Annotated in this window: 23 protein-coding genes and 2 pseudogenes; 19 read left to right on the plus strand and 6 right to left on the minus strand. The window is 66.6% G+C overall.

The window, feature by feature from the left end; translation table 11 throughout:
* Positions 1 to 22: 22 nt before the first annotated feature.
* From cofC to I1A62_RS33360, 9 genes and pseudogenes are all read left to right on the plus strand, one after another.
* On the plus strand, positions 23 to 691 hold the full coding sequence (gene cofC / locus I1A62_RS33330) for a 2-phospho-L-lactate guanylyltransferase (RefSeq protein ID WP_257890602.1): 669 nt from the start codon (positions 23 to 25) through the stop codon (positions 689 to 691).
* A gap of 87 nt (positions 692 to 778) precedes the next feature.
* The gene (locus I1A62_RS33335; RefSeq protein WP_219456571.1) at positions 779 to 2,035 is read left to right on the plus strand and encodes an MFS transporter; all 1,257 of its coding nucleotides are present in this window, start codon (positions 779 to 781) and stop codon (positions 2,033 to 2,035) included.
* Positions 2,036 to 3,025, plus strand: coding sequence for a 2-phospho-L-lactate transferase (cofD, locus tag I1A62_RS33340; protein WP_219456573.1), 990 nt, complete (start codon positions 2,036 to 2,038; stop codon positions 3,023 to 3,025).
* Complete coding sequence (locus I1A62_RS33345) at positions 3,022 to 4,380, plus strand: coenzyme F420-0:L-glutamate ligase (protein WP_219456575.1); 1,359 nt, start codon at positions 3,022 to 3,024, stop codon at positions 4,378 to 4,380. Before cofD ends, I1A62_RS33345 begins: the two co-directional genes overlap by 4 nt.
* A 120-nt stretch (positions 4,381 to 4,500) precedes the next feature.
* Positions 4,501 to 5,694 carry an NADP-dependent malic enzyme gene (locus I1A62_RS33350; protein WP_219456576.1) on the plus strand — a complete coding sequence of 398 codons (1,194 nt, stop codon included), beginning with the start codon at positions 4,501 to 4,503 and terminating at the stop codon, positions 5,692 to 5,694.
* 396 nt (positions 5,695 to 6,090) lie between these two features.
* Positions 6,091 to 6,684, plus strand: a pseudogene (locus I1A62_RS46890) (2-oxo acid dehydrogenase subunit E2); the annotation flags it as partial.
* Positions 6,685 to 7,103: 419 nt separating this feature from the next.
* Positions 7,104 to 8,886, plus strand: a pseudogene (locus tag I1A62_RS46895) (multifunctional oxoglutarate decarboxylase/oxoglutarate dehydrogenase thiamine pyrophosphate-binding subunit/dihydrolipoyllysine-residue succinyltransferase subunit); the annotation flags it as partial.
* A gap of 3 nt (positions 8,887 to 8,889) precedes the next feature.
* Entirely contained in the window at positions 8,890 to 9,339 is a 450-nt protein-coding gene (locus I1A62_RS46900; RefSeq protein ID WP_308340783.1) for a hypothetical protein, read from the plus strand.
* Positions 9,340 to 9,514: 175 nt separating this feature from the next.
* Positions 9,515 to 11,755 carry an NADP-dependent isocitrate dehydrogenase gene (locus I1A62_RS33360; RefSeq protein ID WP_124393245.1) on the plus strand — a complete coding sequence of 747 codons (2,241 nt, stop codon included), beginning with the start codon at positions 9,515 to 9,517 and terminating at the stop codon, positions 11,753 to 11,755.
* Positions 11,756 to 11,877: 122 nt separating this feature from the next.
* Here I1A62_RS33360 and I1A62_RS33365 read toward each other — a convergent pair whose 3' ends face one another.
* From I1A62_RS33365 to I1A62_RS33375, 3 genes are all read right to left on the minus strand, one after another.
* Positions 11,878 to 12,459 (minus strand): Clp protease N-terminal domain-containing protein, encoded by a 582-nt coding sequence (locus tag I1A62_RS33365; RefSeq protein ID WP_219456578.1) that lies wholly within the window; start codon positions 12,457 to 12,459, stop codon positions 11,878 to 11,880.
* Between the two features lie 58 nt (positions 12,460 to 12,517).
* Positions 12,518 to 13,045, minus strand: a complete 528-nt coding sequence (locus I1A62_RS33370; RefSeq protein ID WP_124393247.1) for a hypothetical protein — start codon at positions 13,043 to 13,045, stop codon at positions 12,518 to 12,520.
* Between the two features lie 112 nt (positions 13,046 to 13,157).
* Positions 13,158 to 13,760, minus strand: coding sequence for a TetR/AcrR family transcriptional regulator (locus tag I1A62_RS33375; protein ID WP_219456580.1), 603 nt, complete (start codon positions 13,758 to 13,760; stop codon positions 13,158 to 13,160).
* A gap of 85 nt (positions 13,761 to 13,845) precedes the next feature.
* Between I1A62_RS33375 and I1A62_RS33380 the strand changes: the two genes are divergently transcribed.
* The 9 genes from I1A62_RS33380 (at position 13,846) to I1A62_RS33420 (ending at position 22,683) form a co-directional block, all read left to right on the plus strand.
* The gene (locus I1A62_RS33380; protein WP_219456581.1) at positions 13,846 to 15,063 is read left to right on the plus strand and encodes a cytochrome P450; all 1,218 of its coding nucleotides are present in this window, start codon (positions 13,846 to 13,848) and stop codon (positions 15,061 to 15,063) included.
* Between the two features lie 63 nt (positions 15,064 to 15,126).
* On the plus strand, positions 15,127 to 15,687 hold the full coding sequence (locus I1A62_RS33385) for a TetR/AcrR family transcriptional regulator (RefSeq protein WP_011597018.1): 561 nt from the start codon (positions 15,127 to 15,129) through the stop codon (positions 15,685 to 15,687).
* 5 nt (positions 15,688 to 15,692) lie between these two features.
* Complete coding sequence (locus I1A62_RS33390) at positions 15,693 to 16,919, plus strand: cytochrome P450 (RefSeq protein WP_219456583.1); 1,227 nt, start codon at positions 15,693 to 15,695, stop codon at positions 16,917 to 16,919.
* Entirely contained in the window at positions 16,912 to 17,697 is a 786-nt protein-coding gene (locus I1A62_RS33395) for an SDR family oxidoreductase (RefSeq protein WP_219456585.1), read from the plus strand. Before I1A62_RS33390 ends, I1A62_RS33395 begins: the two co-directional genes overlap by 8 nt.
* Entirely contained in the window at positions 17,694 to 19,046 is a 1,353-nt protein-coding gene (locus I1A62_RS33400) for a cytochrome P450 (protein WP_219456586.1), read from the plus strand. The genes I1A62_RS33395 and I1A62_RS33400 overlap by 4 nt, the downstream gene beginning before the upstream one ends.
* Positions 19,046 to 19,261: a ferredoxin gene (locus tag I1A62_RS33405; protein ID WP_219456588.1), complete on the plus strand. Its 216-nt coding sequence runs from the start codon at positions 19,046 to 19,048 to the stop codon at positions 19,259 to 19,261. Before I1A62_RS33400 ends, I1A62_RS33405 begins: the two co-directional genes overlap by 1 nt.
* Positions 19,261 to 19,809, plus strand: coding sequence for a nuclear transport factor 2 family protein (locus I1A62_RS33410; protein WP_219456590.1), 549 nt, complete (start codon positions 19,261 to 19,263; stop codon positions 19,807 to 19,809). Before I1A62_RS33405 ends, I1A62_RS33410 begins: the two co-directional genes overlap by 1 nt.
* Complete coding sequence (locus tag I1A62_RS33415; RefSeq protein ID WP_219456591.1) at positions 19,803 to 21,059, plus strand: hypothetical protein; 1,257 nt, start codon at positions 19,803 to 19,805, stop codon at positions 21,057 to 21,059. Before I1A62_RS33410 ends, I1A62_RS33415 begins: the two co-directional genes overlap by 7 nt.
* Before the next feature lie 13 nt (positions 21,060 to 21,072).
* Positions 21,073 to 22,683 carry an acyl-CoA synthetase gene (locus tag I1A62_RS33420; RefSeq protein WP_219456593.1) on the plus strand — a complete coding sequence of 537 codons (1,611 nt, stop codon included), beginning with the start codon at positions 21,073 to 21,075 and terminating at the stop codon, positions 22,681 to 22,683.
* Positions 22,684 to 22,726: 43 nt separating this feature from the next.
* Here I1A62_RS33420 and I1A62_RS33425 read toward each other — a convergent pair whose 3' ends face one another.
* The 3 genes from I1A62_RS33425 to I1A62_RS33435 form a co-directional block, all read right to left on the minus strand.
* Positions 22,727 to 23,392, minus strand: a complete 666-nt coding sequence (locus I1A62_RS33425) for a GNAT family N-acetyltransferase (protein WP_124393257.1) — start codon at positions 23,390 to 23,392, stop codon at positions 22,727 to 22,729.
* A 100-nt stretch (positions 23,393 to 23,492) separates the two neighbouring features.
* Positions 23,493 to 23,978 (minus strand): nitroreductase family deazaflavin-dependent oxidoreductase, encoded by a 486-nt coding sequence (locus I1A62_RS33430; protein ID WP_219456595.1) that lies wholly within the window; start codon positions 23,976 to 23,978, stop codon positions 23,493 to 23,495.
* 9 nt (positions 23,979 to 23,987) lie between these two features.
* Entirely contained in the window at positions 23,988 to 25,151 is a 1,164-nt protein-coding gene (locus tag I1A62_RS33435; protein WP_219456597.1) for a steroid 3-ketoacyl-CoA thiolase, read from the minus strand.
* A gap of 160 nt (positions 25,152 to 25,311) precedes the next feature.
* Here I1A62_RS33435 and I1A62_RS33440 point away from each other — a divergent pair, with 160 nt between their 5' ends.
* Positions 25,312 to 26,568, plus strand: a complete 1,257-nt coding sequence (locus tag I1A62_RS33440; RefSeq protein WP_219456599.1) for a cytochrome P450 — start codon at positions 25,312 to 25,314, stop codon at positions 26,566 to 26,568.
* The last annotated feature ends 74 nt before the right edge of the window (positions 26,569 to 26,642 follow it).

Genomic DNA, 26,642 nt, shown 5'->3' on the forward strand with positions numbered 1-26,642 from the left:
TCGAGGCCCGCGCGGGCCGTGGGTGGCAGTAATTCCCCAGCGGGACATCACGTCGGCGAAGTCGCGGCTCCTGCTCCGGCCGGAGGCGCGGCAGGCGGTGGTTCGCGCAATGTTCCGAGACACCGTGTCCGCGGTTCGGGCTGCCTCGCAGGTGGACACGGTGCTCGTTGTCGTCGACCGGATTCAGGACGCGGCCCACGTGCGGTCGCCGGGTGTCATCCCACTCGTGCTGCCGGGCACGCCGGGCATGAACGCCGCCCTGCGCGAAGGTGGGCGCCTGGCCCGCGAGCGGTGGCCGCGTTGCCGACTGGCGGGACTGCCCGCCGATCTTCCGAGCCTGCGCAGCGAGGACCTGGACGTCGCGCTGAAAGTGGCGGGACGGCACGAGCGCACATTCGTGGCGGACCGAAGACGCGAGGGAACGAGTCTTCTGACGGCGTCCGAGGGCGTCGACCTCGATCCGAGATTCGGGGAGCGCTCACGGCTGGCGCACCTGGGCTCCGGGGCGGCGGAGATGCTCGACCCGAACATCGAGTCCCTGCGGCGGGACGTCGACGATCTCGACGACCTACTGGACGCCGCACTGGGACATCCCGGTGCTGCGCTGGGCGTCGTGCTGCGCAGTCTGGGTCACCCGTTCGATCGAGTGTCGGCCCGGCAGCGGTTCGACTCTTCCTCGGTGGCGTCCTGATCTTCGTCCATGTCCAGCGGTGACCGTCGATTCGATTTACTTCCAACAGTATTCAGAGCGGCTCCCTTACTTTCTTCGAGGAGACACATGAACAATCGGCTCAGCTTTCCTGCATATGTGGGCGTCGCCGCCCTGGCGTTTCTCGCGATAGCCGCTGACGGCTACGACCTCGCCATCTTCGGTGCCGCGACGCCGAACTTGCTCCACTACGCAGATTGGGGTCTGACGACCGCGCAGGTCGGAGTGATCGCCAGTGCGGCGATCCTGGGGATGGGGATCGGATCCATCGCCGCCGGAGTGCTCGCCGACCGATACGGTGTGCGGCGGTTGTTCCTGCTCTGCGTCAGCTGGTTCTCCGTCGGCATGATGTTGTGCGCTGTCGCACCCACCGCCGAACTGCTCGGTGCCGCCCGGTTCTTCGCAGGGTTCGGCCTCGGCGGGGTCGTGCCCACCGCGGTCGCGGTGACGATGAGTGTCGCACCGGCAGACCGGAAGAATTTTCTCAACGGCGTGATCCTGGCCGGCATACCCATTGGTGGCGTCCTTGCCGCTCTCACCGCCCTGGCCTTCCTCGACGTGCTGGGCTGGCGCGGCGTCTTCTTCGTCGGGGGCGCATTTCCCCTGCTGACCGTGGTACCGATCGCCGCGGTGAAGCTGAAGCGGTGGGTGCCCACGCCGAGCGCGCTGCGTTCGGACGACGGGACCACCCGCCCCGCCTTGCGCGTCGTCTTCAAGAATCTCGGACCCACCGGATGGGGAGCGCTGGCAGTGTTCACCGCGCTGACCTTCTGCGGCCAGATCCAGTGGTACGGACTGCTCACCTGGTTGCCGCAGATCATGAAGGCCAGCGGTTACTCCCTCGGATCCGCCTTGGTCTTTCTGGTGATCTTCAGCCTCGGAGCCGCCACCGGTGCGTCCGGAGGCTCCTGGATTGCGGACAAGTTCGGAGAACGTCGCGCAGTTCTCGCCGCCTTCACGGTCGGCGCGGTCGCCGTCATGACCCTCGCGGTACACCTGCCGTCGCCCGTTCTCTACGTCTTCCTGTTCCTCGCCGGGGCGGGGACGGGCGGAACGCAACCGATCGTCTTCGGCTACGTGGCCACCTACTTCCCCGTTGATATCCGCACCAGCGTTCTCGGATTCGTTGGCGGGGTGGGCCGGATCGGTGGTGTCTGTGGACCGATCCTGGGCGGCCTTCTCGCCGGCCGGCCGCCGATCGTCATCTTCTCGGTTCTCTCGGGGATCGGGGTGTTCGCGGCACTGCTCTGCTGCGTCGCGTTGACGGCGAACAAGGCACCGAAAGACCACACCACCATTGCGGCAAGCACTCCCGCCGAGGTCTGAGTGAACGTCACTGTATTGGTTGGCGGGGTCGGTGGGGCCCGGTTCCTGCAAGGGGTGTGGCGGCTTCTCGGCGTTGATGCACCGGACAGCGGGGGTTCGGGTTCGTCGCATCGGATCGCGGCGGTGGTCAATGTCGGTGACGATGTGTGGATGCACGGGTTGCGGATCTGCCCGGACCTGGACACCTGCATGTACACCCTCGGCGACGGTATCGACCCGGTCCGGGGGTGGGGTCATGCCGGTGAAACCTGGAATGCGAAGGAGGAACTCGCCGCGTACGGGGCGAAGCCGGATTGGTTCGGGCTCGGCGACCGGGACATCGCGACCCACCTGATCCGCACCCAGATGCTGCGGACGGGGTATCCGTTGTCGGCGGTCACCGAGGCGCTCTGCAACCGCTGGCAGCCGGGTGTGACGCTGCTGCCGGTCACCGACGACCGTAGTGAAACTCACGTGGTGATCACCGACCCGGAGGACGGGGAGCAGCGGGCGATCCACTTCCAGGAGTGGTGGGTTCGGCACCGCGCGCAGGTCCCGACGCACAGTTTCGCGCACATCGGCGCCGAGCAGGCGACCCCCGCCCCGGGGGTGCTGGAGGCGATCGAGGGCGCCGACATCGTGTTGCTGGCGCCGTCGAATCCGGTGGTCAGCGTCGGCGCGATCCTGGCGGTGCCGGGGATCCGGGGGGCTTTGCGCACCACCACCGCGAAGGTGGTCGGGGTGTCCCCGATCATTGGCGGGAAACCGTTGCGCGGCATGGCCGACGAATGTTTGGACGTGATCGGGGTGGACACCTCGGCGGAGGCGATCGGGCGCTGGTACGGGGCGCGCAGCGGGACGGGGATCCTCGACGGGTGGCTGGTCCACGACACCGACACCGCCGACGTCCCCGGGGTGGCGGTGCGCAGCGTGCCGTTGCTCATGACCGACACCGGCACGACCGCAGACATGGTCAGCGCCGCACTCGAACTGATGGGGGCCTCGCTATGACAGAGTCGGCGCAACAGGCCGATCACGCGCCCGGCGGCGCGATCGAAATCCGCCCCGTCGCGGGTCTGCCCGAGTTCCGGCCCGGCGACGACCTTGCCGCCGCGATTGTGGCCGCCACACCGTGGCTCGAGGACGACGACGTCCTCGTCGTCACCAGTAAGGTAGTGTCCAAGGTGGAGGGCCGAATTGTAAACTCTCCCAACGATCCCGATGCCCGCGAAGGCGCTCGGCGCCGACTCGTCGAGCAGGAAGCCGTCCGGGTCGTAGCTCGCAGGGGCCATGTCGTCATCACCGAAAATCGGCTCGGCATCGTACAGGCCGCGTCCGGGATCGACGGATCGAACGTCGATGGCGCCGAACTTGCTCTGCTGCCGGAGGACCCGGATCGCAGCGCCCGAACCCTCCGCGACGCCGTAAAGGTCGCGCTGGGGGTCACGGTCGGGGTCGTCGTCACCGACACGATGGGGCGGGCGTGGCGCAAGGGCCAAATCGACGCCGCGATCGGCGCGGCCGGACTGTCCGTCCTGCACACCTACGCGGGTATGCGCGACGCGCAGGGCAATGAACTGTTCGTCACCGAGGTTGCGATGGCCGACGAGATCGCCGCGGCCGGTGACCTGGTCAAGGGCAAGCTCGGCAGCGTCCCGGTTGCCGTGATCCGAGGACTTCGGCCAAAGGACGACGGCTCGACCGCCAAGGACGTCCTCCGGCGCGGTGAGGAGGACCTGTTCTGGCTCGGTACCGCCGAATCGGTGGAGCGGGGGCGGGCGGAGGCGCTGCTGCTGCGCCGCTCGGTCCGCGACTTCGCCGACGATCCGGTCGATCCGGTCGCGGTGCGGGCGTCGATCGGAGAGGCGTTGACCGCCCCGGCGCCGCATCACACCCGGCCGGTGCGGTTCGTGTGGGTCCGCACCCGCACCGTCCGCGAGGAGCTGTTGTCGGCGATGCGGGAGCGGTGGCGGGCCGACCTGACCGCCGACGGCATGAACGTGGAGGCGGTGGCGGCGCGGGTGGCGCGGGGGAACATCCTGTTCGACGCGCCGGAGGTGATCGTCCCGTTCTGTGTGCCCGACGGTGCGCACTCCTATCCCGACCCGCGTCGGCGGGCGGCGGAGGCGACGATGTTCACCGTCGCGGTCGGTGCGGCGGTGCAGGGGCTGCTGGTGTCGTTGGCGACCAGGGGGATCGGCAGTTGCTGGATCGGTTCGACGATCTTCGCCGCCGACACGGTGCGCGGTGTCCTCGACCTGCCCGACGACTGGGAACCGCTCGGCGCGATCGCCGTCGGCTACCCCCTCGAACCACTCACACCCCGCAGGCCCGTCGACCCCGGCGACGCCCTCATCGAGAAATGACTCACGCGCCATGGGGCACCCGAACCGGGCACGAGCCCCGTGCGCCGCGCACGCACACGCTGATCGATTGCGACGACACGCTGACGTGGGTCGTCGATACCGAAAGGGAATGAGTAGAGAATGACCATTGTGTCCGAACCCACCGCATCGCAGAAGGTCGAGCTGACCGACGAGGAGATTTTCGCCGGCCACGTCGGGGGAAAGCTGTCCGTGGAGTTGACGACCCCGCTGGACAGCCAGCGGGATCTGTCCATCGCATACACCCCCGGTGTCGCGCAGGTCTCCCGCGCCATCGCCGCCGACGAAACCCTCGCCGACCGCTACACCTGGACCAGTCGTCTGGTGGTAGTCGTCTCCGACGGTTCCGCGGTGCTCGGCCTCGGTGACATCGGCCCCCGCGCCTCCCTTCCGGTGATGGAGGGCAAGTCCGCCCTGTTCAAGAACTTCGCCGGGTTGAACTCGATCCCGCTGGTCCTGGGCACCAAGGACCCGGATGAGATCGTGGAGACCCTGATCCGGCTGCGCCCGAGCTTCGGTGCCGTGAACCTCGAGGACATCTCCGCACCCCGCTGCTTCGAGATCGAAAAGCGGGTCATCGAGGCCCTGGACTGCCCGGTGATGCACGACGACCAGCACGGCACCGCCATCGTCGTCCTCGCCGCCCTCAAGGGCGCGGTGAAGGTCCAGGATCGGGACATCCGTGGGTTGCGCGTGGTGATCTCCGGTGCCGGCGCCGCCGGTGTCGCGTGCGCGAACATCCTGCTCGCCGCCGGGATCGCGGACGTGACGGTGCTGGATTCGAAGGGCATCGTCTCCGCCGACCGGAAGGACCTCAACGAGGTCAAGGTGGACCTGGCCGCCCGCACCAATCCGGCCGCCCGCCGTGGCGGCGTCGTCGAAGCCCTCGACGGGGCGGATGTGTTCCTCGGCGTGTCCGCGGGCACCGTCCCGGAGGAGCTGATCGCGACGATGGCGAAGGATTCGATTGTGTTCGCGCTGTCGAACCCGGACCCGGAGATCCACCCCGACGTCGCCCGTCGGCATGCGGCGATCGTCGCGACCGGGCGCTCGGATTTCCCGAACCAGATCAACAATGTGCTCGCCTTCCCCGGTGTGTTCAAGGGCGCCCTGGATGCCGGCGCCCGCCGGATCACCGAGGGCATGAAGCTCGCCGCCGCCGAGGCGATCCTCTCGGTCGTCGGTGACGAGCTGGCTGTGGACAGGATCGTTCCCAGCCCGCTCGATCCTCGCGTCGCCCCCGCTGTCGCGGAGGCAGTCGCCGCCGCTGCTCGTGCAGAAGGCGTCACCGACTAGCGAGAACTCACCCGAACACCCCGATCCGGAGCCCGCACCCACCGTTCCGGTGTCGGGGTGTCCGTGACGAACAGGCACGAACGCATCCGAGGATGCGAGTGACCCACCGCACACCGAGTATTTGACCGCTAGGTACAAAATAGTTCAATGCTGGGAAGCAGAGAGCATCCGGCAGGCCGTCGAAGTTCGAGCCGGAAGACGTGGCCGACGCGGGTCCAGATCGACCCAATTGCGTTCCGGCAGAAACGTATCGAAGCGAACAGGCGTAGGAGATCGGCTGTGTCAGTCACCGTGATCGGACCGAAGACCATGACCGAGGCGGAGGCTGAACCGATTGCAGGCAGCCGGCAACCGGCAGCCGCGATTCGCGGGATGGCCAGGTCTCTGGTCACCAACATGACCGCCAGCCTGGGTATTCCGACCGCTACGAGCGTCCGCACGATCCCCGCGAAGCTGATGATCGACAATCGCATCGTCATCAATAGCCACATGACCCGGGCGGGTGGGGGCAAGATCAGTTTCACGCACCTGATCGGCTGGGCGCTCGTACAGGCCCTGAAGGAATTTCCGAGCCAGAACGTGTCGTACGCCGAAGTGGACGGCAAGCCGTTCGCCGTGACACCCGAACACGTGAACCTCGGGATCGCCGTCGACGTCGCGAAACCCGATGGATCGAGATTCCTTGTCGTCCCGAACATCAAGCGCGCAGACGCCATGAGTTTCGGTGAATTCCTGGAGGCGTACGAGGCTCTCACCGTCAAGGCGCGAAGCAACGCGTTGACCGTCGAGGATTTTGCCGATACGACGCTGTCGTTGACCAACCCCGGCGGCATCGGGACGGAGCATTCGATCACCCGCCTGATGAAAGGCCAGGGTTGTGTCATCGGTGCGGGCGCCCTGGAGTATCCGGCGGAGTTCCACGGGGCCAGCGAACAGACCCTTGCCGATCTCGCCATCGGCAAAACGGTCACCCTGACGAGCACCTACGATCACCGCGTCATCCAGGGCGCGGCTTCCGGCGAATTCCTCGGGCGAGTCCATGAACTCCTCATCGGGCAGCATCGGTTCTACGAAGAGATCTTCGCGGCCTTGCGAATCCCCTATGAACCCATCCATTGGGCACCCGACATCAGGGTGGATCCGACGAGCGCGGTCGACAAGACAGCGCGTGTACAGCAACTCATCGATGCGTTCCGCACCCGTGGTCACCTGATGGCCGACGTCGACCCTCTCGAATACGTCCAGAGGTCACACCCCGATCTGGACGTGGAAAGTCATGGGCTCACGTTCTGGGACCTGGACCGGGAGTTCGTCACCGGTGACTTCGGCCGCGACCGGCGGCCGATGAAACTTCGCGACATCGTCGGTGTTCTGCGTGACGCTTATGCCGCACGGTCGGCATCGAGTACATGCACATCCAGGATCCGGAGCAACGCGCGTGGATCCAGAACCGGGTCGAGCGGCCCTATTCGAAGCCGACCCACGATCAGCAACTGCGGATTCTGGGCAAGCTCAATGAAGCGGAAGCCTTCGAGACCTTCCTCCAGACGAAGTACATCGGCCAGACGCGGTTCAGCCTCGAAGGCGGCGAATCGACGATCCCCTTGCTGGACGCGATCATGCATGCGGCGGCCGAGAGTGGTCTCGACGATGTGGCCATCGCGATGGCGCACCGCGGACGACTCAGCGTGCTCACGAACATCGCAGGCAAGACCTACGGTCAGGTATTCCACGAGTTCGAGGGCACCGATCTTTCGGACACGTTCGACGGCTCGGGGGACGTGAAATACCACCTGGGTACCGAGGGAATCTTCACCGGCACCGATGGCGAGACGATCCCTGTCTACGTCGGGGCGAATCCTTCCCATCTCGACGCGGTCGACGGTGTGCTGGAGGGCATCGTGCGGGCCCGGCAGGACCGGAGGCCGGCCGGAACGTTCCCGACCTTGCCGATCATCATCCACGGCGACGCGGCGATGGCCGGTCAGGGTGTCGTCGGCGAGACCATGCAGATGTCACAGTTGCGCGGCTACCGCACGGGCGGCACGATCCGCATCAACATCAACAACCAGGTGGGCTTCACGACCCTGCCAGGTGAGGCACGGAGTTCGGTCTACCCGACGGATGGTGGCGGAACTCGCGTTCGCCTACCGCCAGAAGTTCCATCGCGAGGTCGTCATCGACCTCGTCTGCTACCGCCGGCGCGGGCACAACGAAGCCGACGATCCGTCGATGACACAGCCGCACATGTCCGATCTCATCGCGACCAAGCGCAGCGTCCGGACCCTGTACACGGAGGCGCTGATCGGGCGGGGTGACATCACGATCGAGGAGTACGAGCAGGCCAACCGGGACTTCCGTGGTCGGCTCGAGAACGCCTTCGCCGAGACTCGGGCCGGACAGCACGACCTCGCGCCGGACTCCTCGACAACCCCGATCGACGCGCTGGAGAGCACGCTTGCTTTCGGACCCGACGCGGTGACCGGGCCCGACGGAACCGGGGTGAGTCCCGACGTGATCGCGCTCGTCGGAGATGCCTTCGGCAAACGGCCGCCGGGCTTCACCGTGCACCCGAAGTTGCAACAGCTGCTCGACAATCGAGTGGAGATGAGCCGCGAAGGGGACATCGATTGGGCCTTCGCCGAGCTCCTGGCATTCGGCTCACTGTTGGTGGAGGGGACACCGGTCCGGCTGACCGGTCAGGACAGTCGCCGCGGCACGTTCGTCCAACGCCACGCCGTGCTTCACGACCGCGACAATGGTCAGGAATGGTTCCCGCTCACCAACATTGCGGAGGGTCAGGGTCGGTTCTGGATCTACGACTCGCTGCTCAGTGAGTACGCCGTAATGGGATTCGAATACGGCTACTCGGTGGAACGGCCCGACGCGCTGGTTCTGTGGGAGGCGCAGTTCGGCGATTTCGCGAACGGTGCCCAGATTGTCATCGACGAGTTCATCAGCTCGGCCGACCAGAAGTGGGGACAGCAGTCCTCGCTGGTGCTGCTTCTGCCGCACGGCTACGAAGGCAGCGGACCGGATCACTCCTCGGCGCGCATCGAACGCTTCCTGCAGCTCTGCGCGGAGAACAACATGACGGTGGCGCAGCCGTCGACGCCCGCGTCGTACTTCCACCTCCTCCGCCGTCAGGCCTACGCTCACCCCCGAAAGCCGCTCGTCGTGTTCACCCCGAAGTCGATGTTGCGTATCCGTGCCGCGACCAGCGTTCTGACCGATTTCACCGGCGGCACGTTCGAACCCGTCGTCGACGATCAGCGGGCGATCGACAAGGCCGGCGTCCGCCGCGTGCTGTTGGTGACGGGGAAGCTGTATTACGAGCTGTACAACACGCTCGCCAAGTCTCCGGATCCGCAGATCGCCCTGGTGAGAATCGAACAGTTCTACCCGCTGCCCGAAGCGGAGCTGGCTGACGTCGTCGGCTCCTACCCCAACGCCGAACTGGTGTGGGTGCAGGAAGAGCCGAGAAACCAGGGTGCCTGGACGTTCCTCCTCAGCGAGCTCGGGACCATCGGTTCGCGTCGCATCGGCCTCGTGTCGCGCCCGGCCTCCGCCGCCCCGGCGACGGGATCGCGCAAACGCCACGCCCAGGAACAGAAGAAGCTCATCGACGAGGCGCTGGAGAAATAGGCCGCGAATCACGGCGTGAGAGCGTGCGTCGGTATAGGGGTTTGTTACTCGCGGGTAGCGGTGCTCGGACAAGTCGCCGGCGATGCCGCAACGTAACCTGATACTCGTCGCGATCCGATAACTGCACGCTGAACCTGTGAATTTAACCGAACTGACGCGGGAGAACAACAAACAAATGAGCGCCCATAAGCCGCCAACCATCATCTATACGTTGACCGACGAGGCGCCGCTGCTCGCGACGTACGCCTTCCTGCCGATCGTGCGGACCTTCGCCGGTGCCGCGGGCATCGAGATCGATTCCAGCGACATTTCCGTGGCGTCGCGAATCCTGGCAGAGTTCCCCGAGAACCTCACCGAAGAGCAGCGCGTCCCCGACAACCTCGCCGAGCTGGGTCGCCTGACGCAGCTGCCCGAGACGAACATCATCAAGCTGCCCAACATCAGCGCGTCCGTACCGCAGCTCCTGGCCGCCATCAAGGAACTGCAGGGCAAGGGCTACAAGATTCCCGACTTCCCGGACGACCCCAAGTCCGACGAGGAGCGCGAGATCCGTCAGCGCTACGGCAAGATCCTCGGCAGCGCCGTCAACCCGGTCCTGCGTGAGGGCAACTCCGACCGTCGTGCACCCCGGGCCGTCAAGCAGTACGCACGCAAGCACCCGCACAGCATGGACGAGTGGTCGATGGCTTCGCGCAGCCACGTCGCGCACATGCGGCACGGCGACTTCTACCACTCCGAGAAGTCGATGACGCTGGACCGGGCGCGCAAGGTCCGGATGGAGCTGGTCACGAAGGCCGGCGAGACGGTCGTCCTCAAGCCCGAGGTGGACCTGGGCGAGGGCGACATCATGGACAGCATGTTCATGAGCAAGAAGGCCTTGCTCGACTTCTACGAGGAGCAGATGGAGGACGCGCGCAAGACGGGCGTCATGTTCTCGCTCCACGTCAAGGCGACGATGATGAAGGTTTCGCACCCCATCGTCTTCGGCCACGCGGTGAAGACCTTCTACAAGGATGCCTTCGCCAAGCATCAGGCACTGTTCGACGAACTGGGTGTCAACGTCAACAACGGTCTCGGTGATCTCTACGACAAGATCGAGACGCTGCCCAGCACGCAGCGCGAGGAGATCATCCAGGACCTGCACGACTGCCACGAGCACCGCCCCGAGCTGGCCATGGTCGACTCCGCCCGCGGCATCTCGAACTTCCACTCGCCCAGCGACGTGATCGTGGACGCCTCGATGCCCGCGATGATCCGCTCCGGCGGCAAGATGTACGGCGCGGACGGACGCCCCAAGGACGCCAAGGCAGTGATGCCGGAATCCACGTTCGCGCGCATCTACCAGGAGATCATCAACTTCTGTAAGACCAACGGCGCATTCGACCCGACGACGATGGGCACCGTCCCCAACGTCGGGCTCATGGCGCAGAAGGCCGAGGAGTACGGCTCGCACGACAAGACCTTCGAGATCCCGGAGGAGGGCGACGCCAACTTCGTGGACGTCGAGACCGGTGAGGTGCTGCTCACCCAGCACGTCGAGGCCGGCGACATCTGGCGCATGTGCACCGTCAAGGACGCGCCGATCCGCGACTGGGTCAAGCTCGCGGTCACCCGGGCACGCAACTCCGGCATGCCGGTCCTGTTCTGGCTCGACCCGTACCGCCCGCACGAGAACGAGCTGATCAAGAAGGTCAACCTGTACCTGCAGGATCACGACACCGAGGGCCTCGACATCCAGATCATGTCGCAGGTGCGCTCGATGCGGTACACCCTGGAACGCCTGATCCGCGGTCTGGACACCATCGCTGCGACCGGCAACATCCTGCGCGACTACCTCACCGACCTGTTCCCGATCCTGGAACTCGGGACGAGCGCCAAGATGCTGTCGATCGTGCCGCTGATGGCCGGCGGCGGCATGTACGAGACGGGTGCCGGCGGCTCGGCGCCCAAGCACGTCAAGCAGCTGGTGGAGGAGAACCACCTGCGCTGGGATTCGCTCGGTGAGTTCCTGGCTTTGGCCGTCAGCCTCGAGGAGCTGGGTACCAAGACCGACAACGAGCGCGCGAAGATCCTGGCCAAGACGCTCGATGCGGCCACCGGCAAGCTGCTCGACGAGAACAAGAACCCGTCGCGCAAGACCGGCGAGCTCGACAACCGGGGCAGCCAGTTCTACCTCGCGAAGTTCTGGGCGCAGGAACTTGCCGCGCAGAGCGAGGACAAGGAGCTGGCGGAGCGCTTCGCCACGCTCACCCAGGCGCTGGACGAGAACGAAGACACCATCGTGCGCGAACTCATCGAGGTGCAGGGAAGCGCGGTCGACATCGGCGGCTACTACAAGCTGGACGGCGAGAAGACCGCCGCCGTGATGCGTCCGAGCGCGACGCTGAACAGCACGCTCGAGGCCGTGCGAGACTGAGCCTGAATTCACGACACCCCCGGGTCCGACCCGGGGGTGTCGTGGTTTTCGGAGTTGTTTGCGAACAAGGTAATTCAGCGATGGCGGCACCTATGCCGTGGCGGCGGGACAATGGCCGGCGCCTATTCGGGTTGTTCGAGGGCGTCGACGATGCGGTCGTGAAGCCAGGTCTCGAGGCGTTGTCCGGCGGCGCGGGCGGCGAGATCGGCGCGGGTGTGTTCGTCGTCGCTGAGTCGGATGGGGATCACGTGCGTGGGGCCGGTGGTCGGATGCTGTTCGAGTTCGCGGCGGAGGTGTTCGCGCATCTCGGTGATGCTGATCGGGGCGATCTCGGTGAGGATCCGTGACCCGGTGGAGGCGGGGTCGCCGAGGAGGGCGAGTAAAAGGTGGGCGGTGCCGATTTCCTCGTGCCCGAACAGTGCGGTCTGGCGCAGGCTGGATTCGATGACCTTCTTGGTCTTCGGGGTGAACGGGATGTGCCCGGTGGGGTCGAAGCCTTCGTGTGGGCTGACGTCGGTGAGCTTGCTCTCGACGGCGTGTGTGGTGACTTCCCAGGACGTGAGGGCGTCGCCGCCGGGTCCGCCGGCCTCGAGAATCCCGACGAGGACATGCTCGGTGCCGACGGCGGGTTGGTGGTGTGCGCGGGCGGTCTCGGCGGCGACGATGAAGACCCTGCGTGCGTGGTCGGAGAACCGTTCGAACATCCGCACCCTTCCTTGCCTGCGCCGCGGACGATCAGCCGTGTTTCGGTGACGAATGCGGTCAGCTGCCGAAGATCTTGCCCGGATCACTCGCATCGGGGATGGCGGCGGCGGGTGGCGCGGGGGCGACCCTCGGCACGGTGACGACCGAGGATGCTTGCTCCACGGTGTAGGCGGGCATCGGGAACTGGACCAGGAATTGCTCGATGCCGGGGTAGTCGGACACCCACAGGGCCGGGTCGTCGCCCTCCCGCCCGCAGGAGGCGAGTGCGACGTAGGAGCCGTCGGGGACGTCGAGCACCGACTGTGTGGTCGTTCCGGGTGGGATGTCGTCCTGCTGGTAGAGGGATTGCCCGGGGCCGACGACTTCGGCGATCGGTGGGAGCACGCCGTCGGGGGCGAGGGCGAGCGAGGTCGTGCAGCCGATGGTGGCACCGGTGTTGTTGGTGATCGTGTTGGTGACGGTCGATCCGTCGACGCCGAAGGCGTAGGTGATGTCGGTGGCCTCGGCGGCCGAGGCCGGGGCGGCGGCGATGGCCAGGGGGATGGCCGCAGCGGCGAGGAGGGTGGTGCGGGCGATCGTGCGCATCCTGGAGTCCTGTTCGTCGGGGCGTGAGTCGTCCTCTGTGAATGGTGCAGCAAAAAGCGACCGATCGGAATGGTTTCGGTGAATTGCCGTCGATCCGTCGCGATCAGCGCTGTCAGGACCGTGTGGGCGTGTGCTCCGGCCACCCGACGCTGGCGAGTGCGCCGCGCAGTACGGATTCGTAGATCGAGTCCAGGTCCAGTTCGTTGCCGAGGAAGTCGGTGTTCACCAGCATCACGAAGCCGTGCATGGCGGCGAAGACGCTGACGGCGGCGTCGAGGGTGTCCTCGGGTGGCAGTCCGCACGACGCCAGCATCGTGCGGAGTGCCGTGTTGGCGTCGAGTGCGGCGGAGATGAAGGCGTCGCGGTCGACGGGGCTGGTGGTGAGTGTCTGGTACCGGTGCGGATGCTGGGTGGCCCAGGCGCGGTGCGCGTCGACGAGGGCGCGGAGGCCGTCGGGACCGGTTCGGCCCATGGCGATTTCGCGCAGGTGCGCGCCGAGTTCCGTCATGGTGCGCACCTGTACGGCGCCGCGGATGTCGTCGAGGTTGCGCACGTGGTTGTACAGCGAGGCGGTGACGACGTTCAGCCGCGCCGAGAGGCTCGTCATCGACAGTTGCTCCCAGCCGAGTTCGTCGATGATCTCGATCGCGGCATCGACGACCTTGTCGCGGGTGAGGGTGCGACGTCGGATCGGTGCGTTCTGTCCTTTCGCCATGACCTCAGCATACGGTCTTCCATTCTAAATGAAAGTGTGTAGTTTAAGACGCATCACATTCGTTTATCGGATCGAGGAGCAGTGAATGACCGCATCTCGGATTGATCTGAAATCCCCCGACATCTACACCGAGGGGGTGCCCTACGCATTCTTCGACCACCTGCGGTCGAGTGAACCCGTCTACTGGCAACCCGAGGAGAACGGCACCGGATTCTGGGCGGTGACCAGGCACGCCGACGTCGTCGCCGTGTCCCGCGACAGCGCGACGTTCTCGTCGGCGGTGGGCACCACCCAGATCGACGACTTCGACGAGCAGACCCGCGCGAAGCAGGCCGCCATGCTCGTCAACCTCGATCCACCCGACCACACCCGGTTGCGGCAACTGGTCAGTCGCGGATTCACTCCGCGCACGGTCAAGGTGCTCGAGGGGCACATCCGCGACATCTGTACCCGGATCGTCGACCGACTCCTCGAGGCGCGTGACGTCGACTTCGTCCCCGAGGCGGCGGCGCCGCTACCGCTGGAGGTCATCGCGGCACTGCTGGGGGCGCCGCCCGGTGACGTCGACAGGCTGTACTACTGGTCCAATCGGATGATCGGCTTCGACGATCCCGAGTACGGCACCACCCAGGCCGACGGGGAGATGGCCGCCGCCGAGATCTTCCTGTATGCGAACGAGCTTGCCGCGCAACGCCGCATCGAGCCGCGGGACGACATCGTCACCAAGCTCGTGCAGCCGGACGTGAACGGCGACACGCTCACCGAGATGGAATTCAACATGTTCTTCGTCCTGCTCGTGGTGGCGGGGAACGAGACGACGCGTAACGCGACCGCCGGGGGGATGCAGGCGTTCATCGATCATCCCGATCAGTGGCGGCGACTGCAGTCGGAGCCCGAACTGGTCGCGAGCGCGGTGGAAGAGGTCCTGCGGTGGGTGACCCCGGTGATGGATTTCCGGCGCACCGCCACCCGGGACGCGTACATCGGCGACCAGTTGGTCCGGGCCGGCGACAAGGTGGTGATCTACTACCCGAGCGCGAACCGGGACGAGGCGGTGTTCGACGAACCGTACCGGTTCGACATCGGCCGGAGTCCCAACCCGCAGATCGCATTCGGCGGTAGCGGGGTGCACTTCTGCCTCGGCGCGCACCTGGCGCGGCTCGAACTGAGGATCCTGTTCGAGACCCTCGCCGCGCGAATCGACCGCGTGGAATCCACCGGGCCGGTGGCCCGGCTGCGGTCGAATTTCATCAGCGGCATCAAGACGATGCCCGTGCGGATTCACCCGCGCAGTCCGGTGTGAGGCCCCGATTTTCGTTGCCAGCGGCCGGTAACTGTAGTAGCGTCCAGACACGTGTCCAGTAGTATGAATTTCGAGTCCACCCGCCGCCGTCTGACCGAGAAGCAGGCCGACACCGTCGACCGCCTCACCAGGGCGGCCGTCGAAGTACTGCGTGAAGAGGGATTCGCCGGGCTCACCGTCCGTTCGGTGGCCGGGATCGCCGGTGTCGCGCCCGCGACGGCATACACGTACTTCTCGTCGAAGGAGCACCTCGTCGCCGAGGTCTTCTGGCGGCGTCTCGCCGGCTCACCGCAGCCGGCGGACGACGGACTCGATCGCACCGGACGCGTCGTCGCCGTGCTCCGCCACATCGCCCTGCTGGTGGCGGACGAACCCGAACTCGCCGGAGCCGTCACCAACGCGCTGCTCGGCCGCGACCCCGACGTGGAGCACCTCCGCGCCCGCATCGGGCTGGAGATCCGTGATCGCCTCGCCACCGCACTGGGCGAAGGCCATGATCCCGACGTCCTCGAGGCGCTCGAGCTGCTGTACGCCGGCGGCCTGGTCCGCGCGGGCATGGGATACGGGTCCTACGCCCAATTCGCCGATCGACTCGAAACTTCCGCCAAGCTGATTCTGGAGTAGATGCCATGACCGCAGCCTCGATGCCCGGGGTGTCACACAATCCGGTGACGTTCAATCCGTACGACTATGGCTTCCACGAAGATCCGTACGTCACGTATCGAAGACTGCGGGAAGAAGCGCCGGCCTACTACAACGAGGAACTCGACTTCTGGGCGTTGTCCCGGCACGAGGACGTCGTCGCGGCCTTCCGCGACAACCAGCGCCTGTCGAGCGCGAACGGGGTGTCGCTCGACCCGGCGGCCTACGGTCCGCACGCCCACAAGACGATGTCCTTTCTCGCACTGGATGATCCGCGGCACATGCGGATGCGTCAGTTGGTGTCCCGCGGGTTCACCCCGAGGCGGGTGAACGAACTCGAGGGCCGGATCCTGGACCTCACCCGGCAGTACCTCGACCCGGCACTCGAGGCGGGCGAGTTCGACTGGATCGCCGAGTTCGCGGGCAAACTGCCGATGGACGTGATCTCGGAACTGATGGGGGTACCGGAGACCGATCGCGTCGAACTCCGCCGCCTCGCCGACCTGGTGGTGCACCGCGAGGAGGGCGTCCTCGACGTGCCGCGTGCCGCGATGGAGGCGTCGCTCTACCTCGTCGGCTACTACGCCGACATGCTGGCGGAGCGACGCAGGAAGCCGACCGAGGATCTGACGTCCGCCCTGCTCGAGGCGGAGATCGACGGCGACCGGCTCACCGACGACGAGATCATCGCGTTCATGTTCCTGATGGTGGTGGCGGGCAACGAGACCACCACCAAACTTCTCGGCAACGCGCTGTACTGGGGGTTCCGCTACCCGGACGAGGCCAGGCACGTGTTCGACGACGTGCGCCGCGTGCCCGACTGGGTGGAGGAGACGCTGCGCTTCGACACATCCAGCCAGATGGTCGCGCGGACGGCGGCCGTCGACCTCGACTTCCACGACCGCACGATCCCCGCCGGCGACAAGGTGCTGATCCTCATCGGCTCTGCGAACCGCGACTCGGCGGTGTTCGAGGACGCCGACGAATATCGGATCGGCCGGGACACGTCCAACAAGCTGGCGAGCTTCGGCGGCGGCACCCACTTCTGCCTCGGCGCCCACATGGCGCGGCTCGAAGCGCGGATCGCTCTCACCGAACTCGTCTCCCGCATAGACGATTACGACGTCGACGAGGCCAACAGCGTGCGGGTCCACTCGACCAACGTCCGCGGTTTCGCCACCCTTCCCCTGAAAGTGCAGGTCCGCGATGCCTAGGTTCGAACCCAACCCGCAGCGCCGGCCGTCGATCGTCGCCGGGGCGTCGTCGGGCATCGGCACGGCGACGGCCTACGCGCTGGCCGAGGCCGGTCACCCTGTCGCGCTCGGCGCCCGCCGGGTCGCGGAGTGCGAGGAGATCGCGGAGAAGATCCGCAGCAACGGGGGAGAAGCGTTCGCGCACTTCCTCGACGTCACCGACACCGCGTCGGTCGACGCCTTCGTCACCGCGGCGGAGAGCGCTCTCGGCCCCACCGAGATCGCGCTGTCGGGAGCCGGCGACCTCGAGTTCTCCGTCGCACACGAGATGGACCCGGACCAGTTCCTGAACCAGGTCAACGTCCACCTCGTCGGGGCGCAGCGTCTCGCGCACCGCATCCTTCCCGGCATGATCGAACGCCGCCGCGGAGACTTCGTTCTCATCGGATCCGACTGCGCGGACACGCCCCGGCCCCGGATGGGCGCCTACAACGCCGGCAAGGCCGGTGTCGAAATGATGGGCAGGCAGATGCGGATGGAACTGGAGGGCACCGGTGTCCGGGCATCGGTCGTGCGCCCCGGGCCCACGCAGACGTCGATGGGAATGAACACCACCGAGGAGGTCATCGGACCCGTCCTCGAAGACTGGGCGAAATGGGGATTCGCCCGGCACTCGTACTTCCTGCGCGCCTCCGCGATCGCCGACGCCGTCGTCGCCACCGTCAGTGCGCCCCGCGGTGCACACCTGGTGCTGATCGAGGTGCAGCCCGAGGCGCCCCTGCGAAAGGATGGAGAATGAACCTGGTTACCCCGCAACGTGTGTCCGGCGGTGAGCACGAGCACGGACATCTCGACGAGCTGCGCACCGACCCGATCGCGCTGATGCGCCGCGTCCGGGAGGAGTGCGGAAACGTCGGCGTCTTCCAGCTCGCGGACAAGAAGGTGGTGTTGCTGTCCGGCGCCGAGGCCAACGAATTCTTCTTCCGCTCCACCGACGAGGATCTCGACCAGCAGGCCGCCTACCCGTTCATGAAGCCGATCTTCGGCGAGGGAGTCGTGTTCGACGCGAGCCCCGAGCGCCGCAAGGAGATGCTGCACAACCAGGCGCTGCGCGGTGAGCAGATGAAGGGGCACGCCGCGACGATCGCCCACGAGGTCGACCGGATGGTGGCGCAGTGGGGCGACGAGGGGGAGATCGATCTCCTCGAATTCTTCGCGGAGCTGACCATTTACACGTCCTCGGCCTGCCTGATCGGCAAGAAGTTCCGCGAACAGCTCGACGGCCGGTTCGCGCACCTCTATCACGAGCTCGAGCAGGGCACCGATCCCATCGCCTACGTCGACGCGTACGCCGACATCGAGAGCTTCCGCCGGCGGGACGAGGCGCGGGTGAAGTTGGTCGCCCTCGTCCAGGACATCATGACCGGGCGCATCCAGAATCCTCCGCAGGGCAAGGAGGATCGGGACATGCTCGACGTGCTCGTCTCGATCAAGGACGAGAACGGCGACGAGCGCTTCAGCGCCGACGAGATCACCGGAATGTTCATCTCGATGATGTTCGCCGGGCATCACACCACGTCCGGCACCGCGGCCTGGACGCTGATCGAACTGCTGCGGCACCCGGACTACGCCAAGCAGGTGGTCGCGGAACTCGACGATCTCTATTCGGACGGCTCCGACATCAGTTTCGGGGCGCTCAGGCAGATCCCGAAACTCGAAGCGGTACTGAAGGAGACGCTGAGGCTGCATCCTCCGCTGATCATCCTGCTGCGTGTCGCGCGGGGCGAGTTCGAGGTCGGTGGCTACCGGATCGCCGAGAACGATCTCGTGGCGGCGACGCCGGCGATCTCCAACCGGATCGCGGAGGACTTCCCGAACCCGGACACGTTCGACCCGGAACGGTACATCGACCCCAACCAGGAAGACATCGTCAACCGCTGGACGTGGATCCCGTTCGGCGCAGGCAGGCACCGCTGCGTCGGGGCGGCGTTCGCGCTGATGCAGCTGAAGGCGATCTTCTCGATCCTCCTGCAGGACTGGGAGTTCGAGATGTCGCAACCGTCCGAGACGTACCGCAACGATCACAGCAAGATGGTGGTGCAACTGCAGCAGCCCTGCACGGTGAGGTACCGGAAGCGAAGCACGTGATGAAAGTCGAAGCCGACCTCGACCTGTGTCAGGGCCATGCCGTGTGCGAGATGGAGGCACCCGACGTCTTCGTCGTCCCCAAACACGGCAAGGTCGAGATCCTCGACGGCGACCCACCCGAGAACCTGCGCGCGGAGGTCGAGAGCGCCGTGCGTTTCTGCCCGACCCAGGCCCTGCGGATCCTCGCGGACACCGACTCAGAAGGAGATTCCTGATGGCCCCTTTCGACCGCGCCGAACTCGACGAGATGGTGCAGCGCTGGGTGGACGAGAACAAGCGGTGCGAGTCGCTCGGCGACTGGAAGCCGCTGGCCGAGATGTACACCGAGGACGCCACGTACGGATGGAACTACGGGCCGAAGGACGACTTCATGGCCGTCGGCCGGGACGAGATCCGCGACCTGGCGCTCGGGCAGGAGATGGACGGGCTCGAGGGCTGGCAGTACCCGTATCAGCAGTTCGTCATCGACGACCGCAGCGGCGACGTCATCGGATTCTGGAAGCAGGTGTCCGAACGCACCCGCGACGACGGCACGCACTATCAGGTCACCGGGATCGGTGGCAGCTGGTTCCGGTACGGCGGCAACTTCCAATGGTCCTGGCAGCGTGACTTCTTCGACTTCGGCAACGTCTCGAGCCTGTTCCTCGAGATGATCACGAACAACGCGATGTCCGACGGCATGAACGCGCGGATCCAGCGCGCGACGTCGGGTCGGCTGCCGGGGTGGTATCCGGTCGGTAAGGCCCCGGTCTCGCTGTGGTGAGCACGGTGAAGGTTCCGGCGTCGTTCGCGGATCTGTCCCGCGAGGATCTGGCGATCCTCGTGCCGGAACTGCTGCTGTGCGGTCACCTCATCGACCGCTCCGGGATGCCGCACCTGATCGGGGCGTTCGGCCGCGAGGGCATGACGCAGGTCGCGATCGAGGAGTGGATGGCGTCGAGCCCGATCTACGCGCGGCGGATGCAGCGCGCGCTGGGGTTCGAGGGCGACGGCGTCGTGACGATCTTCAAGGGCCTGCAACTCGACATCGGTGCGCCGCCCCAGTTCATGGACTTCCGGTACCGCGTCACCGATCACGACCACGGCGAGTTCTGGCTGGACCACTGCGGGGCGCTGATGGACGTCGAACCGATGGGCGACGAGTACGTCACGGCCATGTGCCACGACATCGAGGACCCGACGTTCGACGCCACCGCCCTGGCCACCAACCCGCACGCGCAGGTGCGTCCCGTGCACCGTCCGCCGCGACGGCCCGCGGACCGGACACCGCACTGCCTCTGGACGGTCACCATCGACGACGCACATGTGCCGCCGCCGGTCCCGGACGGGCTGGTGACGGTGGGGAAGTCGCGGGCGGCGACGGTCGGGCTGTCGCCGATCGACACCGTCGGTCCGGGACAGCACGACTACGCGGGCGCGCTCCTCGCCGATCTGCGGTTCCCGGACTTCTCCCATTCGGCGCTGACCCGGATCGCGGAGGAGGTGTGTGTGCAGCAGCACCTGCTGACGCTCGGTTTCCTGCTCGCGGTGCGGGCCCGCACGGACGGCGACGCCGCCCTCGACATCGCCCGCAAGCAACTCACCGGCATCGCCGGCCTCACGTCGGAGCGGATCCGGAACGCGCTGGGGCTGCCCGCCGACCTCGAGGGGCTGGCCGTCGTCCTCGCCGTGCATCCGGCGCTGAATCCCCGTCAGTACGTGGACGTCACGATCTCCCTCGACCACCGACTGCTGCTCACCCTCGGCCGCGAGTGCGGCGCGTCGGTCGACGGGGCGTGGCCGTCCATGATCGACGGCGAGCATCTCGCGCCGTTGACCGCCCTGGTGCGCGGAGTGTCGCCGAAGTTCGCCGTGCAGGTGGTCGAGGAGACGGACACGGCGCTGACGGTGGAGGTCGTGACCGGTGAACCGCCCGCGAAGGAGGCGCCCGAGGTCGCGCTCACCCGGTTCAGCACCGGGGCCGATTTCGCCTTCACCGATCGAGGGATTCCCCTTCCGCTCACCGTCGTCTGAGAGGACACACCCCGTGGCCTACAACCTGGCAGATCTGTTCGAGCACTCCGTCGACGTGATGCCCGAGCGGGTGGCGCTGATCTGTGGCGCTCGCCGCGTCACGTACCGGGAACTGGAGGACCGCGCCAACCGGCTGGCCCACCATTTCCTGGACGCGGGACTGACCGCCGGTTCGCACATCGGCGTGCACCTGCACAACTCCATCGAAACCATGGAGACGCTGCTGGCGGCGTACAAGATTCGCGCGGTCCCGGTGAACATCAACTACCGGTACACCAGCGACGAACTCGCCTACGTGTACGGCAACGCCGAACTCGACGCCGTCGTCCACCACCGCATCTACTCGCCGCGCATCGCGGAGGTGCTGCCGTCGCTGCCGAGGATCCGGCACACCGTCGTCGTCGAGGACGATCTCGGCGGCGCCGGTGTGCCCAGCGACTCCATCCCGTACGAGGAGGCGCTGTCCGGCAGCGGCGACCGCGACTTCGGTGGACGCAGTTCCGAAGACCTGTTCATCATGTACACCGGCGGCACCACCGGACGTCCGAAAGGTGTGGTGTGGACGCACGAGGCCATCTGGCGCGTCCTCGCCGGCGGTCTCGACTTCTACACCGGTGAGGCGATCGACGACGAGTACCAGCAGTCGCGGGTCGGGGCGCAGGGGGAGCCGACCCTGTGGTTCGCATTGCCGCCGCTGATCCACGCCGCCGCGATGATGCCGACGTTCACCGCGCTGTTCAGCGGGAACACGGTGCTGCTGGAATCGAAATTCGACGCCGACCGGACGTGGGAACTCGTCGAGCGGCACCGGGTGCAGATCCTCATCATCACCGGCGACGCGATGGGGCGGCCGCTGATCGAGTCCCTCGACCCGGCCCGGACCGACACGTCGAGTCTCGGCGTGGTCGCATCGGGAGCCGCGCTGTTCTCCCCGGTGATCAAGGACGCGTTCCTCGAGGCGTTCCCGGGTCTGCTGGTGTCCGATTCGATCGGCGCGTCCGAGACCGGTTTCGGGGGAATCGGTTTCGCGACGAAGGGGGAGACGCAGGTGGGTGGTCCCCGGGTCCCGGCGGGGCGGTACGCGCTGGTGATCGACGACGCCGGTCGTCCCGTCGAACCGGGCTCCGGGGTCGACGGCTGGTTCGCCAAGGGCGGATACGTTCCGCTGGGGTACTACAACGACCCGGAGAAGACCCGGGAAATCTTCCGTGAGGTCGACGGACGATCGGTGGTCGTCACGGGCGACCGCGCGCGGATCGAGGCCGACGGGTCGATCACCCTGCTCGGTCGCGGCAACATGGTGATCAACACCGGCGGCGAGAAGGTGTTCGCCGAAGAGGTGGAGAGCGCGGTGAAGGCGTACCGCGACGTGTACGACGCCATCGTCGTCGGCGTCCCCGACGAACGGTGGGGGCACCGGGTGTCCGCGGTCGTGCAGGCACGCGACGGCCGGGGCGTCGACTTCGCCGGCCTCGAGCAGCACGTGCGGCAGAGCCTGGCCGGCTACAAGATTCCGCGGCTGGTGTGGGTGGAAGACGCCGTCCATCGCACACCGAGCGGCAAACCCGACTACCGCTGGGCCCAGGGCGTCACCAAGCAGCGCGGCCCCGACCACCGCACGTGAGTGGCGAAGTGTGCTCCCGCACGCTTCGCCACTCACCTGGGGGTCAGGCGGGAGCGCGGACCACCAGGACGGTTCCCGGGAACTCGGCGGCGAGTTCCTGACGGCTGTGCTTCACGGCCGCGGTGCCGTAACCCTTCTTCCGAGCGTCGGGGGAGATCCAGATCGCGACGTCGACCTCGCGTCCCGACAACTCGCCGAACACCATGCCGACGGCCGTGTTCTCCGCGGTGTCCTCACACACGAACCACGCGGCGGACTCGTCGTCGACCCGGCTCAGGCCCTCCGCGCGCTCCTTCTCGACCCGCTCCTCGGACCATTGCGTGCCCGCGTCGTCGACCTGCTCGACGCACCGGCGCCGGAACAGGGCGGCGTCCTCGTCGGTTTCGGTGAACGGGCGGAGGCGGAAGTTGCGGCCGGTGCTCGCGGGCCGGTCCGTCGCGGTCCACTCCAGCGTGGCGTCGAGGTCCTTCAGTTCCGTCTGGATGCGGCGCCGCTCGACCTTGGTGAGGCGGCGGAATGTCAGGTTGAGGACGGCTTCCGCGTACGCCTCGGTCGTCTCGAGGAGTCCGGCCACGGTGGTGAGGGCCTCGGCGTGGTCCTCACTGTCGACGATGGCGTCGAGAACCTCGTGCCGCTGCTCGAGTGCGCGCAGCAGGACCGCGGTGAGCTCTCGACGGTCGTGTATCCGATCTTGAACCTGTGTACTCATCTGCAATTCCTCGCCCTCGGCCGTCCTACAAGTCCGTACGCGTCAATACTGCAAGAAGTCCTCCGACATGGCACGCGTTACCCGACGGTACATACAACTGCTATCGGGGTGTGCAGACGACGACGGGGATCGTGCGGTCCGTCCAGGCCTGGTAGTTGTCGAAGTCCGCGTACATGTCGACGAGCCGCGGCCACAGCCGCGCGCGTTCCCCGGGGTCCGCCACCTGGGCGGTCATCGGCCGGAACCGCGACTTCACCTGGACGGTCACCTGCGGGTTCGCGCGCAGGTTGAGGTACCACATCGGGTGCTTCGGGAGGCCGCCCTGCGACGCGACGAGGATGATGCGGTCGCCGTCCTCGAGGAACAGCAGCGGGCTGATCCGGGGCTCGCCGCTCTTACGGCCGGTGGTGGTGAGCAGGCAGACGGGCAACCCGCGCGGGAAGGCGCTGCCGACGCGCCATTTGCTGCCCAGTCGCCCGCCCGTCCGCCGGTACAGCACGACGTTGATCTTCGACATCCACTTGATGAGGGAGGCCGTCCACTTCGAGTCGAGACCGGGCGGTCGGGCGGGGGCGGGCGCATTCATCGGGCGGCCCTAGATCCGCTCGATGATGGTGCCGGTGGCCAGTGCGCCGCCGGCGCACATCGTGATCAGGGCCGTCGACCCGTCGGTGCGCTCGAGTTCGTGCAGCGCCGTCGTGATGAGCCGGGACCCGGTGCTGCCCACGGGATGTCCGAGCGCGAGCGCGCCGCCGTTGACGTTCACCCTGTCCATGTCGGGCTCGTGCACCGACGCCCACGACAGCAGCACCGAGGCGAACGCCTCGTTCACCTCGAACAGGTCGAGGTCGCCGATCTTCATGCCGCTGCGTTCGAGGACGCGCGCCGTGGCCTGGACGGGTCCGTCGAGGTGGAATTCGGGTTCGGAACCGACGAGCGCCTGGGAGATGATGCGCGCCCGGGGCTTCAGGCCGAGAGCGCGCGCCTTGGCCTCGTCCATCAGCATGACGGCGGCGGCGCCGTCGGAGATCTGCGAGGACGTGCCCGCCGTGTGGATGCCGCCCTCGAGAACGGGCTTCAGCTTGGCGAGCGACTCCGCGGTGGTGTCGCGCAGACCCTGATCGCGGGTCACGACCCGGGTTTCACCGGTGAGGTTGCCTTCCTTGTCCACCACGGGTGCGGTCACCTGCAGCACTTCCCGGTCGAAACGCCCTTCGTCCCAGGCCTGCTTGGCACGTGCCTGCGAACGGACTCCGAGGGCCTCGACGTCGGCCCGGGTGATTCCGCGGCGACGGGCGATACGTTCGGCGGCCTCGAACTGGTTGGGCATGTCGATGTCCCAGTCGGCGGGCCTGCGTGGTCCGGCGTTCTCCCCGACGTTCGCCCCGAGCGGCACCTGGCTCATGGCCTCGATGCCGCAGGCGATTCCGACGTCGATCGCGTCCGTGGCGATCAGGCCTGCGATCAGATGGTTGGCCTGCTGCGCGGAGCCGCACTGGCAGTCGATCGTGGTGGCGCCGACCTGCCAGGGCAGTCCGGCGTGCAGCCACGCGGTCCGGGTGATGTTGTTCGATTGCGCACCGGCCTGGGTGACGCAACCGCCGATCACCTGCTCCACCAGTTCGGGGTCGATGCCGGAACGGTCGAGGATGCCCCGCTGAGCGGCGCCGAGGATTTCGGCGGCGTGCAATCCGGACAGCCAGCCACCGCGCTTTCCGATGGGGGTGCGAACTGCCTCGACGATGACGGGTGTGCCCACGGCGGGCTCCTTTCCTTGTTCTCAGAAAATAGAACAGGTTCTGCTATCTGGGCAAGGTCTGAATGAGCTTTCCTTTGCTAGTCGCCCGGCTTGTGCTTCAATGCTAGTAGAACGTGTTCCACATCACTGAGTGGTGTATGGCTTAGGGCAGGAGACAGCAGTGGCGCAGCCCAATCTTCCAGAGGGTTTCGACTTCACCGACCCGGACATCTACGCAGAACGCATCCCCTACCAGGAGTTCGCCGAACTGCGGAAGACTGCGCCGATCTGGTGGAACCCGCAGCCGCCGGAGATCGGTGGCTTCCACGACGACGGCTACTGGGTCGTCAGCAAGCTCGAGGACGTCAAGGAGGTGTCGCGGCGCAGCGACGTCTTCTCCACCCACGAGAACACCGCGATCGTGCGCTTCGCCGACGACATTCCGCGCGAAAACATCGAGATGCAGCGTTTTATCCTCATCAACAAAGACGCTCCCGAGCACACGAAACTCCGCAAACTCGTCTCCCGCGGCTTCACGCCGCGCGCGATCAACAGCCTGCGCGAAGAACTCACCGAACGCGCCGAGCGGATCGTGAAGGAGGCCGCCGAATCGGGGGCCGGCGACTTCGTCACCCAGGTGGCATGTGAGCTTCCGCTGCAGGCGATCGCCGAACTGCTCGGCGTGCCGCAGGAGGATCGGCTGAAGGTGTTCGACTGGTCGAACCAGATGACGGGCTACGACGACCCAGAACTGGACATCGACCCACAGGCCGCGTCGATGGAGATCCTCGGCTACGCGTACCAGATGGCGGACGAGCGCAAGAAGTGCCCCGCCGACGACATCGTCACGACGCTGATCGAAGCGGACATCGATGGAAATGAGCTCTCTCCCGAGGAATTCGGTTTCTTCGTGATCCTGTTGGCCGTCGCCGGAAACGAGACCACCCGCAATGCCATCACGCACGGCATGATGGCGTTCCTCGACCATCCCGATCAGTGGGAGCTCTACAAGAGGGAGCGCCCCAAGACGGCGGCGGACGAGATCGTCCGGTGGGCGACCCCGGTCAACTCGTTCCAGCGCACCGCGCTCGAAGACACCGAGCTCGGCGGCGTGCACATCAAGAAGGGTCAGCGGGTCGTAATGCTGTACGGCTCCGCCAATTTCGACGAGGACGCGTTCGAGAATCCGGAGAAGTTCGACATCCTGCGGGAGAACAACCCGCACGTCGGCTTCGGCGGCACGGGCGCGCACTTCTGCCTCGGCGCCAACCTCGCGCGCCTCGAAATCGACCTGATCTTCAATGCGATTGCGGACCACCTGCCCGATATCAGTAAGCTGGGAGATCCGCGGCGATTGCGCTCGGGCTGGCTCAACGGTATCAAGGAGTTTCAGGTCGATTACAAGACCGCGTCAGGCGGTTGCCCGGTCAGGCACTGACCCCCCTGATTCAGCGGCGTCGGAGGGCACCCTCATCCTCTCCGACGCCGCTGTTCCCTTTCTGTCCGAGGAGG

The organism is Rhodococcus sp. USK10 (assembly GCF_019378875.1).
Lineage (GTDB): Bacteria > Actinomycetota > Actinomycetes > Mycobacteriales > Mycobacteriaceae > Rhodococcus_F > Rhodococcus_F pseudokoreensis.